Genomic DNA, 13,115 nt, shown 5'->3' on the forward strand with positions numbered 1-13,115 from the left:
TTGCCAGGCAGCCGAGTTGCGGGTTCCGGATTCCGGGTTCAGGCCCCCCGGCCCGCCCCTCCGGCGGGGATCAGTCGTTGACCTCCCAGGTCTCGTGCATCGAGGTGACGGCGCCGCTGCCGTCGGTGGTGTAGATGAAGAGGCCGCCGCACTGGAGCCCGGCCGGCCGGTTGTCCGGCTCGGGGGTGTCGAAGCACGGCTTGTGGCTCTTCGCGTAGTCGGCGAAGGAGACCTTCTGCACCTCGTAGCGCGGGTACCCCTTGGAGTTGGAGGAGCCCGCCGTGGGCCTGACGAACATGACGACCGTGGCACCGGCGGCGAGCTTGAAGGTGCCGCTCGGGTTGCTGCCGGTGTCCAACTGGAGCCCGTACGGGCCGCATTCGGTCTTCACCTTGACGCCCTTGAGCTGCCCGGCACTCGCCGACTCGACCAGCAGCACCTGGTGGGCCTTGTAGTACGCGGCGCAGCCGTTGGCGTCCATGCTGGCCTTCTCGAACGCCCCCTCCTCGGCGGAGCTCACCCCCTGCCCGTCGGCGGACGCGGCAGCCGACGTGGCTCCGGACGCGCCGGCCGAGGCGGCACCGGACGCGGCGGGGGAGGAGCCGCCGGCCGGGTCGGCGGACGCGGTGGCCGACGGGGTGCCGGACGCGGCGGGCGGGGCGGCGGCAGTGGTCGAGCCGGTGCCGGAGGAGTCGTCCGGGCCGCAGCCGGCGGTGGCCAGCGCGACGGTCAGCAGGGCTGCGGAGGCGACGAGTCGACGGGTACGCATGCTGGTGGATTCCCCCATGGAACAGCTGTGGCAGCAGTGACGGTCCGAGAACATACCAACCCGCCGCCCACCCGCCGCACGCTGGTCAGCGGACGGCGTCCGCCGCGTCGGCCGCGCCGATCCCGGCAGGAAGCCGGCGGGACGGCAGGAGAACTCCCGCGCAACGGGACGTCCGTCCCCACCAGCCCGCGCCGCCCGGACGCACTCCCTCGATGATCATCGGGGCAGGGCGGCGGAGAGTCGGCCCGGACGACCCGCGGGTTCCGGTGCTACGGGGCGTGCACGAGCTGGATCAGGTTGCCGCAGGTGTCGGCGAACACCGCCGTGGTGACCGGCCCGGCGGCCACCGGCTCCTGGGTGAACACCACCCCGAGGGCGCGCAGGCGCTCGTACTCGGCGGGCACGTCGTCCACGGCGAAGGACGCGGCGGGAATCCCGTCCTCGCGCAGCGCCGCCCGGTACGCCGGAACGGCCCGGTGCCCGGAGGGCTCCAGCAGCAGCTCGGTGCCGTCGGGCTGCTCGGGCGAGACGACGGTCAGCCACCGGGCGCCGCCGCCGAGCGGGACGTCGTGCTTCTTCACGAAGCCCAGCACCCCGGTGTAGAACGCCAGTGCCTCGGCCTGGTCGTCGACGAAGACCGAGGTGAGATGGATGCGCATGCGGATCTCCTACGCGAGAAGGTCGGGACACGGCCCCGCCGGGCGACCGCCGGGCGACCGCCGGCCGACCGCCGGACGGCTGTCGGCCCCGTCGGGTGCCGTCCGCCGAAGCTACCCGCCGGGGGCGACATTCCGGCTCAGGCTCGACACCGGGGCGGCCCGCCGCCGGCACCGCGCACCTCAACCGCTTCCACGACACCGGCGTGCTGCGCCCCGGGAACCTCGCCGACCCGGTCGTCCTGGACCGCGACCCGTTCGCCGCGCCCGCGGCGGAGATCGCCGAGACCCGGGTGCCGCGCACCCACGGCGGCGGGCGGGCCGTGCACACGGCCGAGTGAGCCCGGACACGCTGTCAGGCCGGGCGGGGACGGCCTGCCAGGGTGTCCGTTGCCCGGCCCGCGACCGCCCGGCTAGCGTCCCAGCACGCACCCCACCCCCCGTCTCGCCCCCCGTTCCCCCACCCCCGGACCCAGGACAGGCATCATGACCACCGTCAACGGCGGCGTCTCCTTCTGGTACGCGGCCACCGGCCTGCCCGAGCGCGGCGCCCCGCTGGACGGCGACACCACCGCCGACGTCTGCGTGGTCGGCGGCGGTTACACCGGGCTGTGGACCGCCTACTACCTCAAGCAGGCCGCCCCCGACCTCGAAGTCGTCCTGCTGGAGGCCGAGTTCTGCGGCTACGGGGCCTCCGGCCGCAACGGCGGCTGGCTGTACAACGGCATCGCCGGTCGTGGCCGGTACGCCCGGCTGCACGGCGAGGACGCCGCCCGTCGGCTCCAACTCGCCATGAACGACACGGTCTCCGAGACCCTGCGGGCCGCCGAGGCGGAGGGCATCGACTGCGACGCGCACCGCGGCGGTGTCCTGGAGGTCGCCACCACCCCCGCCCAACTCGACCGCCTGAAGGCCAGGTTCGCCCACGAGCAGGCGTTCGGCGCGGACCGCGTGCAGCTACTGGACGCCGACCGCACTGCCGAACGCCTCCACGTCCCGGGCGCGTTGGGCGCGACCTGGACGCCCCACGGAGCCCGGGTGCACCCCGCCAAGCTCGTCCTCGGCCTGGCCGCCGCGGTCCGCCGGCTCGGCGTCCGGGTGTACGAGTCCACCCCCGCCACCGCGCTCGCCCCCGGCCGCGCCACCACCCCGCACGGCACCGTCCGGGCCCGCGCGATCCTCCGCTGCACTGAGGGCTTCACCGCCAACACCGCCGGGAACAAGCGCAGTTGGATCCCGATGAACTCCTCGATGATCGCCACCGAACCGCTGCCCGCCGACGTCTGGGAGGCGATCGGCTGGCAGCACCGCGAGGTGCTCGGCGACGAGGCGCACGCCTACATGTACGCCCAGCGCACCGCCGACGACCGGATCGCCCTCGGCGGCCGGGGCCGCCCCTACCGCTACGGCTCCCGGATCGACCAGGACGGCGCCACCCCCGCCGGCACCGTCGCCCAACTCCGCGAGATCCTGGCCCGGATGTTCCCCGCCGCCGCCGACGCCCGGATCGACCACGCCTGGTCCGGCGTGCTCGGTGTCCCGCGCGACTGGTGCGCCACCGTCGGCCTCGACCCCGCCACCGGACTCGGCGCCGCCGGCGGCTACGTCGGCAGCGGCGTCGCCACCGCCAACCTGGCCGGCCGCACCCTGCGCGACCTGACCCTGCGCCACCTCGGCCGCGGCGGCCCCACCGCACTCACCGCCCTGCCCTGGGTCGGTCACCGCGTCCGCCGCTGGGAACCCGAACCCCTGCGCTGGCTCGGCGTCCACACCCTGTACGCCGTCTACCGCCACGCCGACCGCCGCGAACGCGCCACCACCTCCCCGCTGGCCACCCTCGCCGACCGGATCTCCGGCCGCGGCTAGAGCCTGTCTTCAAACCCCCGCCTGCCCCGCAACGCCCGGCACCCACTCCCGTCGCACCGGGCAGAGAGCCGAGTACATCCAGTACGAGGCCCTTCGCCCGGCACGCCGAGAGCACGCACCAGACGCCGCAGGGCTACGACGGGGGTTCGAAGACAGGCCCCAGGCCCCGCCCGGCCCGGCGCCCCCGGAAAACCCTTCGCACACCTGTCGCCCGGACGTGATAGGAATCTCCGTCCGGGGACCGCCGCATACGCGCCCCCGCGGGAACGCATCGCACATCGGAGGGGACCCGGGAATGGGACTGTTCGCACGGCTGCTCGGCCGCCGGGACACCGGCGACGACCGGTCGGCCGGCACGGGGGCCCCGGGGCTCCCCGCCATCGACCCGGCGTTCGGCGACGCCGAGCTGGCCGGGCTGCGCGCCGCCGTCGGGGCCGGCTCCTGGGAGGGCGCCCGGAGCATCCTCGACATCGCCGCCGACCAGGACGACCTGACCCTGATGGTCGAGGCCGTGGCCGACGTCACCGGCGCCGAGGTGCCGCTCGCCGAGGCACTAGACGCCGCCCCCGACGACCCGCTGCTGCGGCTCGCCCAGGGCGCCCGGCACGTCAGCTGGGCCTGGGAGGCCCGCACCGGCGCCCGCGCCCAGTACGTCGGCGAGGAGCAGTGGAAGCTCTTCCACGAGCGCCTGGAGATCGCCGAGGAGCACCTCTTCCGGGCCGCCGAACTCGACCCCGACCTGCTCGGCCCCTGGTACTTCCTGCAGATCAGCGGTCGCGGCGCCTCCCTGGAGCGGAACGCCGCCCGCCACCGCTTCGAGGCCGCGCTGCGCCGCAGCCCCGGCCACGTCGCCTCGCACCGCCAGCGCCTCCAGCAGCTGTGCGAGAAGTGGCAGGGCTCGCACGAGCGGATGCACGCCTTCGCCCGCGACGCGATGCTCGCCGCCCCCGAGGGCAGCCCGCTCGGCCAGCTGGTCGCCCGCGCCCACATCGAGCACTGGCTGTCGCTGCCGGTCGAGGAGGACGCCGCGTACATCGGCCAGGAGCACGTCCGCGAGCAGCTGCACGAGGCCGCCGACCGCTCCGTCCGGCACCCCGCCTACGTCCGCGGCCGGGACTGGCCGGTCGCCCACAACGAGTTCGCGATGGCGTTCGCGCTCTCCGGGCAGCCCGCCGCCGCCCACCTGCTGCTCGGCGAACTCGGCGACCGGGTCACCGAACTGCCCTGGGCGTACTGGGGCGACCCGGTGGAGGTGTACCAGCGCACCCGCCGGCAGTGCGCCGGGTACTGACCACCCGCCCCGCCGCCGGACCGCCCCACTCCGGGCCGCCCCGCCGCCGGACCGCCCCACTCCGGACCGCCCCACTCCGGACCGCCCCACCGCCGCACAGCGCGTCGCGGGCCGCGCCGCCCGCACCCCCGACGTCCCGACCGAACCAGCCGAAGGACCAGCCCGGTGACCCCGAACGACCCCAGTGCGCACACCTTCCAGGTGGACCTGCGCGGCCTGGTCGACCTGCTCTCCCACCACCTGTACTCCAGCCCCCGCGTCTACCTGCGCGAACTGCTGCAGAACGCGGTCGACGCGATCACCGCCCGGCAGGCCCTCGACCCGGCCGCGCCCGCCGAGATCACCGTCACCACCGGCGACGGCTTCTCGGTCTCCGACACCGGTGTCGGCCTCACCGAGGCCGACGTGCACACCTTCCTCGCCACCATCGGCCGCAGCTCCAAGCGGACCGCCGACGGCGACCTGGACGCCGGGCAGCTCGCCGACGCCCGAAGCGAGTTCATCGGCCAGTTCGGCATCGGCCTGCTCGCCTGCTTCGTGGTCGCCGACGAGATCACCGTCACCACCCGCTCGGCCCGCACCCCCGACGCCCCGGTGGTCGAGTGGCGCGGACGCTCCGACGGCCGCTACACCATCACCACCCTGCCCGCCGACGCCCGCCCCGAGCCCGGCACCACCGTCACCCTCACCCCGCGCGCCGACGCCGAGGAGTGGACCGCGCCCCGCCGGGTCCTCGAACTCGCCCGCCACTACGGCAGCCTGCTGCGCCACCGGGTCACCGTGGTCGACGGCGCCGGGCGCGCCACGCAGATCAACCGGACCCCCGCGCCCTGGGCCCGCCGCCACGACACCCCTGCCGCCCGGCGCGAGGCGCTCACCGCGCACTGCCGCGACACCTTCGACTTCACCCCGCTCGACACCATCGACCTCGACCTGCCGCTGGTCGGCCTCAGCGGCGTCGCCTACGTGCTGCCCGAGGCCGTCCCGCCCTCCCGCCGGGCCGGGCACCGGGTGCACCTCAAGGGCATGCTGCTCTCCGACCAGGCCGACGAACTGCTCCCCGAGTGGGCGTTCTTCGTGCGCTGCGTGGTCGACGCCGAACGCCTGCGCCCCACCGCCTCCCGCGAGGCGCTGTACGCCGACGAGACGCTGGCCGCCGTCCGCGACGCCCTCGGCCTGCGCATCCGCGACTGGCTGACCGACCTGTCCGCCAGCGACCCCGGCCTGCTGCACCGCTTCCTGTCCGTGCACCACCTGGCCGTCAAGTCGCTGGCCCGGCACGACGACCAGCTGCTGCGGATGCTGCTGCCCTGGCTGCCGTTCGAGACCACCGACGGCAACGTCACGCTGGACGAGTTCGCCCGCGCCCACCCGGTGGTGCTGGTCACCCGTACCGTCGAGGAGTTCCGCCAGGTCGCCCCGATCGCCGGCGCGGCCGGCCTCGGCGTCATCAACGGCGGCTACACCTACGACCGGGACCTGGTGCACCGGCTGCCCGAGATCCGCACCGGCACCACCGTCGCCGACCTCGACCCGGCCACCGTCACCGCGCACCTCGACAACGTCGACCCGGCCACCGAGCTCGCCGCCGCCGCGTTCCTCGCCACCGCCCGCGAGGTGCTCGGCCGGTTCGACTGCGACGTCGCGCTGCGCACCTTCCACCCCAGCAGCGCCCCCGCCCTGCTGCTCGACGACCGGGAGGCCCGGCACGAGCGCACCCGCACCCAACTCGCCGACCAGGCAGACGGGTTGTGGGCCGACATCCTCGGCTCGCTGGGCAGCTCCGCGCCCCGCGCCCAGCTCGTCCTCAACCACCTCAACCCGCTGGTGCGCCGGGCCGCCGCGATCCGGCACCGCGAACTCACCACCACCACCGTCGAAGCGCTCTACGGCCAGGCCCTGCTGCTCACCCGGCGCCCGCTCAAGGCGAGCGAATCCGCCCTGCTGAACCGTTCCTTCCTCGCCCTGCTCGACCACGCCATGCTCGGCCACGCCCCCACCGAGCCCGCCCCCACCGAGCCCGCCCCCGACGGGCCCGCCGCCCCCGACGGGCCCGCCACCGGCCACCCCGGCCCGACCACGCCGCACCAGGAGCCGTGATGCTCGACACCACCGACGCCGTCCGCGCCGCCCTGCGCGCCAACGACGAGCTGCCGCACGGCCGCCCGCGCACCGTCACTGCCGAGGAACTCGTCGACGCCGCCGAGCAGTTCGACGACCCGCAGCTGCTCGCCTTCGCCCTGCTGGAACTCACCGAGGCGTACGAGTACGACGCCGAGCAGCGCAAACTGCCCGTGGTGTTCGCCCGGATCGCCAAGCTCCGCAAGGAGCACCCCGACAGCTTCGGCGACTGGGAGAACCACGCCACCGACTGGCGCTACAAGTGGGTCGCCGCCGCCCTGCTGAGCGTCCCCGACGTCCCGCTGGAGGCGGTCCGCCGCTGGCACGGCGAACTGCGCGCCCACTACCTCGCCCGGGGCCACGACCTCCAGCCCTACTACGCCCGGCAGTACCTGCTGGCCGCCCACACCGGCGAGGGCGTCCAGGACGCCTTCGAACTCTGGGCCGGCCGCTGGCGCTCCCGCTACAGCGACTGCCACGCCTGCGAACTGCGCGAGCAGGCCCGGCACTTCGTCACCCTCGGCGAGGACGAGCGGGCCCTGGAGATTTGGCAGCCGGTGTTCTCCGGCGAGCGCTCCTGCTCCGAGGAGCCGCACGTCAGCCGGGCCCTCGCCCTGCTGCCGCTGCTGCGCACCGGCCGCCTCGACCAGGCCCGCTCCGCGCACCTGACCGGCTACCGCTGGGCCCGCGGCCGCTCCGCCGCCGCCGAACCGATCGGCCTGCACCTGGAGTTCTGCGCACTCACCCGCAACGAGCCGCGCGGCCTGGAGATCCTGGCCGAGAACCGCGACCTGTTCGACCGGCACGGCGACCCGCTCTCCCGGCTGCACTTCCTCACCGGCGCCCAACTCCTGCTGTCCCGGCTGGTCGAGGACGGCCACGGCGACGTCCCGGTGGCCGGCCCGCCCGGCGCGCACCGCACCGCCGCCGCCCTGCACGCCGAACTGCGCACCGAGGGCGACGCGCTGGCCGCCCGCTACGACGCCCGCAACGGCACCGACGCGGTCGGCGCGGCCCGCCGCGCCAGGCTGGCCCGCACCCCGCTGTTCGCCGAGCCGCTGCCGCTCGGCCTGCGCGCCACCGGCCCCGCGCCCGCCGCCCCGCGACCCGCCCCGGCCGCCACCGACCGGGCCACCGCCGACCCGGCCGTCGGCACCGCCCCGGACGGGCCCGCCGACCTGGCCGAACTCGCCGCCAAGGCGCGCGAGTTGAGCGTCACCAACCACCCCGACGCGATCCTGCACTGGAACCGGATCGGCGCCCTGATCGAGGCCCCCGACCACCGGCACCCCGAGGACGCCGAGCGCTCCGGCCTCGGCTCGCTCGCCCAGCTCCGGGCCGAACTCGCCCTGGAACGCGCCTTCGAGGAGCGCACCTCCGACGAGGAGGCCGCCGCCCTGTACGCGGGCGCCGCCGAACTGTTCGAGCAGGCCGGGCTGACCGCCCGCGCCCTCGGCTGCCGGGCCCGGCTGGCCGGCCCCACCGGCGACCACCCGGGCGACCTCGCGGTGATCCGCGAACTGCGCGGGAAGATAGCCGAGTTGGCCGAGGACGACGCCCCGTTCGGCGGGCGCGAACTGGTCGCCGTGCTGCAACTCCAGGCCAACACCGAACTGCGGGCGGTCTTCGAGGCCGCCGCCCAGGCGGGCGGCCCGGACGGCCCCGGACCGGACCCGGCCGCCCTCGCCGAGGCCGAGGCCACCCTCGACCTGCTGTACGCGGAGGCGGCCCGGCACGGCTTCCCGCACCGCCAGGCCAACGCCCGCCTGCTCGGCGCCCGGGCCCGCTTCCTGGCCGGCCGCCACCAGGAGGAGGGCGACGCCTTCGCCGAGGCCGACCGGCTGATCACCGAGGCCGAACAGCTGGTCGAACGGGCCGGCGCCCCCTGGCGGCTCACCCAGGTGCACGGCCAGCGCGGCGAACTCGCCCTGTACACCGGCGACCTGGCGACCGCCGAACGCTTCCTGCGCAAGGCCGCCGACAGCGCCGCCCGGTACGGCGACCGCTCCTCCAGCGTCGCCCGGGTGCACGACGGTCTCGGCCGCGCCTACCTCGGTCTGGACCGCCCCGCCGAGGCGGCCCGCGCGTTCACCGAGTCCGCCGCCCGCTACGACCGCAACGGCGACGCCGCCGAAGCCGTCTCCGTGCGCATCATGCTCGGCCAGGTCCTGTGCTGCTCCGGCCGCGCCGACGACGGCGTCGCCGTCCTCGAATCCGTGCTGCTGGAACCGGCGTTCACCGGGCTCGACGTCCGCGAACAGGCCCAGACCCGGCTCAACCTGGCCCGCGGCCTGCGCGAGATCGACGAACCCCGGGCCGCCGCCGAGGAGTACCTGCTGCTCGCCGACCAGGTCGCCGGGTTCGAGGACCGGCACATCCTCACCATGGTCGCCGCCGAGGCCGCCGCCGCCCTGGCCGCCGCCGAGCAGTGGCCCGCCGCCGACCTCGCCCGGCAGCGCGCCCTCGACAGCCACCGCACCGCCCCGCACCCCGACGCGGTCTTCGACATGCTGCTGCGCCAGGCCCGCCACACCGCCGAGCGGTACGACCCCGACCACCCCGAGGCCGCCGACCAGGCCCTGGCCCGGCTCGACGAGGCCGCCGAGGTGGCCCGCACCGCCGAACGCGAACAGCAGGACTTCAGCAGCGGCTGCCCCGACGGCACCCTGCACGACACCCGCGCCCGCACCCTGAGCACCCTGCGCCGCGACGAGGAGGCCCTCGCCGAGATGGAACGCGCCATCGCCGCGTTCGCCGCCCACGGCCCCGGCGCCCACCACGGCCGGGCCGAGTCGATCCGGGTCGCCGCCGTGCTGGAGGCCAACCGGCTCGACCGCCGCCCCGCCGCCCTGGCCCGCCTCGACGCCGCGATCGCCATGTTCCGCGCCGCCGACGCCGCCGACGCGGCCGAACCGCTCACCGAACTCCGCGCCCACCTCACCCGCCGCTGAACCGACCGGCGGCCCGTCCCCGAACCGACCGACGGCCCGCCGGGGACACCCCCGGTGGGCCGCCGAACCCGCTTCCCGCGCGGGCTACTTCCTCAGGTGCAGCACCGAGGTCTCGAAGGCCCGGAACGCCCCTTCCTGCTTCCACTCCAGCGCCGCCTTCGGGCTGGCCGCCAGCAGCGCCGCGCACTTCGGCGCCGGGTTCTCCGACCCGAGGGCGCGGCCCTGGCACTCCGGCACCGGCTTGAACCCGTCGCGGTCCCGCCACAGGCTGCGGCCGGCCACGAAGCCGTACTCCAGCGAGTTGCGCGCCAGGTCCTTCAGGTCCGGGTAGCCCAGGTGGTAGGTCCGCGCCGCGCGGACGTACTCGTGGGTGATGTCGATCCGCTCCACGCCCGGGTCGTCGGTGGCCAGCGCCGTCGGCACCCCGTACTTGCGGTACAGCGGGAACGGGTGCTCCCGGCCCTCCACCTGGAGGATCTGCGCGTTGGAGGTCAGCGGCACCTCGACCAGCACCTTGCGCTCGGCCAGGGTGCGCAGCAGGTCCGCCGCGTCGTCCTCGTGGGTGACGTCCACGCCGTGGCCGATCCGCTCGGCGTGGCCGGTCAGCACGGCCTGCCGGATGTGGAAGGTCAGGTCCTCGGGCTTCACCAGGCCGGGCACCAACTCGCCCGCGTGCAGGGTGATGTGGGCGTTCGGGTAGAGCGGGTGCAGGAAGTCCAGCATCTCCATCTGGAGCCGGTAGTTGTCCAGCGAGGGCTGGTAGTCCTCCGGCTGCACCAGGTTCACCGCGACGAACCGCTCGTCCTGGGAGGCGAGTTCCAGGCCGATCAGCAGCTGGGCGAACACCCGCGCCGGAGTGGACGCCCGGCTGGCCTGGGACTGGATCCGCACCGTCACCGAACAGCCCGGCCGGGCCTGCTCGGTGCCGCAGTGCTCGGTGGCCTGGTACTCGGCCATCGCGGCGTCCAGGTCCGCGCGGGCCGAGTCCACCAGGGCCTGCATCCGGCCGCCGGCCAGCAGCTTCTGCCGCAGCGCCGCGAAGTCCGGGTCGAAGCCGACCTCGGCGGCCAGCGCCGCCACCCCGCCGGAGGCCGGAGTCAGCATGGTCTCCAGGTAGCTCTGGTGCTGGGCCGCCAGGGTGTCGGTGACCTCGGCGATCATCGTGCCGGGGTGGCGCCAGCTGGCCTCGCCGAACTTGCCGAAGGTGGCGAAGAAGTGGTCGTGGCCGGACTCCTCGCCCGGGGTGAAGTCCTGCATCGACCAGGCCCGGATCACCTGGGTGCGGAACTCGCCCTCGGCCAGCGCGTCCCCGGCCGGGCGCAAGGTGCCCCGGCAGGGGCCGGTGGCCGCGGTGGAGGTCACCGAGTCGATGCACAGGCCGTCCTGCGCGGCCAGCCGGATCAGCAGCTCGGTGGAGACCGCGCCGGACAGGTGGTTGTGCAGGTCCCCGCCCTTGGGCATCGCCCGCAGGAAGGCGTCCAGCCGCGCCGGGTCCTGCCGGATCCCGTCCAGCAGACCGGCGACGGCCGCTTCGGTGGGACGGGAGCCGGCCCAGTCGGCGGCGTGGGCGGTGGGAGCGAGCGGCAGCAGCAGGGCCGCGCAGGCGACGAGAGCTGCGGTGCTGGTACGGCGTAGCGACGTCATGGCCGCCATGCTGACGGACCGTCAGCTCACGTACTGTGCACCGCCGTTCATGTCGTACCCGCATCATCCGAAAGGGTGCCGACGCGCGCGGACGCCGCTGGAACGATCAGATCGTGTTACTTCCGGCCGGACTTGGCGGCGGTGGCCCGGCCCGCGGTCCGGGCGGCCTTCACCGCCGCGGCCTTCGTCTCCGCCTCCTTCGCGCGCTGCGCCTCCTTGCGCACGTCGGCCTGGGTGGCGCGCTCGCGGCGCAGCCACTCCGGGTCCTCGTCGCGCAGCGCGTCGATCTGCTCGGTGGTCAGCGCCTCGGTGATCCCGGCGCGGCCGAGGCCGGTGACCGAGATGCCGAGCCGGGCGGCCACCACCTGGCGCGGGTGCGGACCGTTGCGCCGCAGGTCGACGAGCCACTGCGGGGGCTCGGCCTGCATCGCGTTGAGCTCGTCGCGGGTGACGACGCCCGCCTGGAACTCGGCGGGGGTCGCCGCCAGGTAGATCCCCAGCTTCTTGGCCGCGGTCGCGGGCTTCATGGTCTGGGAGGTCTTGGGCTTGGGCGTAGTCATGGGCCCAAGGGTATCGCCCCGGGGGTGCGGCGGACGCCCACGCCCAGGTCACGGCCCCCGCCCCCCGCCGGTCCCCACCGCCCGGACCCGCCGCCGCTCTCCCGGCCGCCTTGCTGTCGTCCCGCCGCCGTCCCGCCGCCGTCCCCACCGGTCCGGACGGGACGGGCCCGGGCGCCGCGGCCCGCTAGCCTGGAACGCGTGACCGAGATCGAGCAGTCCCCCGCCCCCTTCCGCCTGGTGTACGTGCCGGGGGTGACGCCCACCAAGTGGCTGCGGGTGTGGGAGGAGCGGCTGCCGGGCGTCCCGGTCGAACTGCTGCAGTCGGCGCCCGCCGACGGCCGCGCCCTGCTGCTCTCCGGCGGGGCGGACGCCGGGCTGGTCCGGCTGCCGGTGGACCGGACGGTGCTGAGCGCGATCCCGCTGTACACCGAGACCACCGTGGTGGTGTTCCCCAAGGACCACTGGCTGGCCGCCGCCGAGGAGGTCACCGCCGCCGACCTCGCCGAGGAGATCGTCTTCCACCCGCAGGACGACACCCTCGACTGGCCCGAGCTGCCCGGCCGCCCGGCCTTCGAACGCCCCGCCACCACCGCCGACGCGGTCGAACTGGTCGCCGCCAACGTCGGCGTGCTGGCCGTCCCGCAGTCGCTGGCCCGGCTGCACCACCGCCGCGACCTCACCTACCGCCCGCTGGTCGACGTCCCGCAGTCGCAGGTCGCACTGGCCTGGCCGGAGGACGCCACCACCGACCTGGTCGAGGAGTTCATCGGCATCGTCCGCGGCCGGACCGCCAACAGCTCGCGCGGTCGCACCGCCGCCGCCGAGGAGCAGCGCCGCCCGTCCACCAAGAAGCCCGCCCGCCCGCAGCCCGCCCAGTCCCAGCACCGCACCGGCCAGGGCGCCAAGCCCAAGCCGGGCCAGCCCCGCCGCGCCGGCGGCACCCGCACCGCCCAGCCCAAGCGCGGCGGCAGCGGCGGCGGCGGGGGCCGCAAGAAGTAGCCGAGGCCACTGTGGGGGGCTCAGGCCAGGAAGGCGCGGATCGCCGGGGCGACGGCCCGGGCGAGGTCCTCGGGCGTTCGGAGGTCGGCGTCGATCGCGGACCGGACCCAGGGCGGGCGACGCGGAGCCCGGTACCCGGAAAGCCGCCGACCGATGCCGCCGTCCCGCCACCCGCCGTCCCCCGCGTCGCCGCCGCGCGTCGCCCGCCCCGCGCCGCCCGCCGCGTACGGTGTCGGTGGTGTGCACGGGGGGTAACGG

At 75.5% G+C, this 13,115-nt stretch carries 10 protein-coding genes; 6 read left to right on the plus strand and 4 right to left on the minus strand.

The features are described from left to right. Positions 1-70 precede the first annotated feature (70 nt). Together ACIQVD_RS08350 and ACIQVD_RS08355 are read right to left on the minus strand one after the other, a co-directional pair. Complete coding sequence (locus ACIQVD_RS08350) at positions 71-769, minus strand: hypothetical protein (RefSeq protein ID WP_402286977.1); 699 nt, start codon at positions 767-769, stop codon at positions 71-73. 269 nt (positions 770-1,038) lie between these two features. Then, a complete protein-coding gene (locus tag ACIQVD_RS08355; protein WP_400678720.1) occupies positions 1,039-1,428 on the minus strand; it encodes a VOC family protein in 390 nt (129 codons plus the stop codon). A gap of 203 nt (positions 1,429-1,631) precedes the next feature. Here ACIQVD_RS08355 and ACIQVD_RS08360 point away from each other — a divergent pair, with 203 nt between their 5' ends. From ACIQVD_RS08360 to ACIQVD_RS08380, 5 genes are all read left to right on the plus strand, one after another. After that, on the plus strand, positions 1,632-1,766 hold the full coding sequence (locus ACIQVD_RS08360) for a hypothetical protein (RefSeq protein WP_402286980.1): 135 nt from the start codon (positions 1,632-1,634) through the stop codon (positions 1,764-1,766). 145 nt (positions 1,767-1,911) lie between these two features. After that, positions 1,912-3,291, plus strand: coding sequence for an NAD(P)/FAD-dependent oxidoreductase (locus ACIQVD_RS08365; protein WP_402286983.1), 1,380 nt, complete (start codon positions 1,912-1,914; stop codon positions 3,289-3,291). 295 nt (positions 3,292-3,586) lie between these two features. Then, entirely contained in the window at positions 3,587-4,582 is a 996-nt protein-coding gene (locus ACIQVD_RS08370; protein ID WP_402286989.1) for a hypothetical protein, read from the plus strand. 165 nt (positions 4,583-4,747) lie between these two features. After that, a complete protein-coding gene (locus tag ACIQVD_RS08375; protein ID WP_402286992.1) occupies positions 4,748-6,682 on the plus strand; it encodes an HSP90 family protein in 1,935 nt (644 codons plus the stop codon). Beyond that, a complete protein-coding gene (locus ACIQVD_RS08380; RefSeq protein WP_402286994.1) occupies positions 6,682-9,654 on the plus strand; it encodes a tetratricopeptide repeat protein in 2,973 nt (990 codons plus the stop codon). The genes ACIQVD_RS08375 and ACIQVD_RS08380 overlap by 1 nt, the downstream gene beginning before the upstream one ends. Positions 9,655-9,738: 84 nt before the next feature. Here the strand turns inward: ACIQVD_RS08380 and ACIQVD_RS08385 are convergent, their stop codons facing one another. Further along, entirely contained in the window at positions 9,739-11,307 is a 1,569-nt protein-coding gene (locus ACIQVD_RS08385) for an adenosine deaminase (protein ID WP_402286997.1), read from the minus strand. Positions 11,308-11,414: 107 nt separating this feature from the next. Continuing rightward, entirely contained in the window at positions 11,415-11,858 is a 444-nt protein-coding gene (locus ACIQVD_RS08390; protein WP_100839757.1) for a DUF5997 family protein, read from the minus strand. A 198-nt stretch (positions 11,859-12,056) separates the two neighbouring features. On the opposite strand from ACIQVD_RS08390, the gene ACIQVD_RS08395 reads away from it, so the two are divergent. Further along, entirely contained in the window at positions 12,057-12,857 is an 801-nt protein-coding gene (locus tag ACIQVD_RS08395; RefSeq protein ID WP_402287002.1) for a LysR family substrate-binding domain-containing protein, read from the plus strand. The last annotated feature ends 258 nt before the right edge of the window (positions 12,858-13,115 follow it).

It is taken from the genome of Kitasatospora sp. NPDC090308 (genome assembly GCF_044769485.1).
GTDB classification, from domain to species: Bacteria; Actinomycetota; Actinomycetes; order Streptomycetales; family Streptomycetaceae; genus Kitasatospora; species Kitasatospora fiedleri.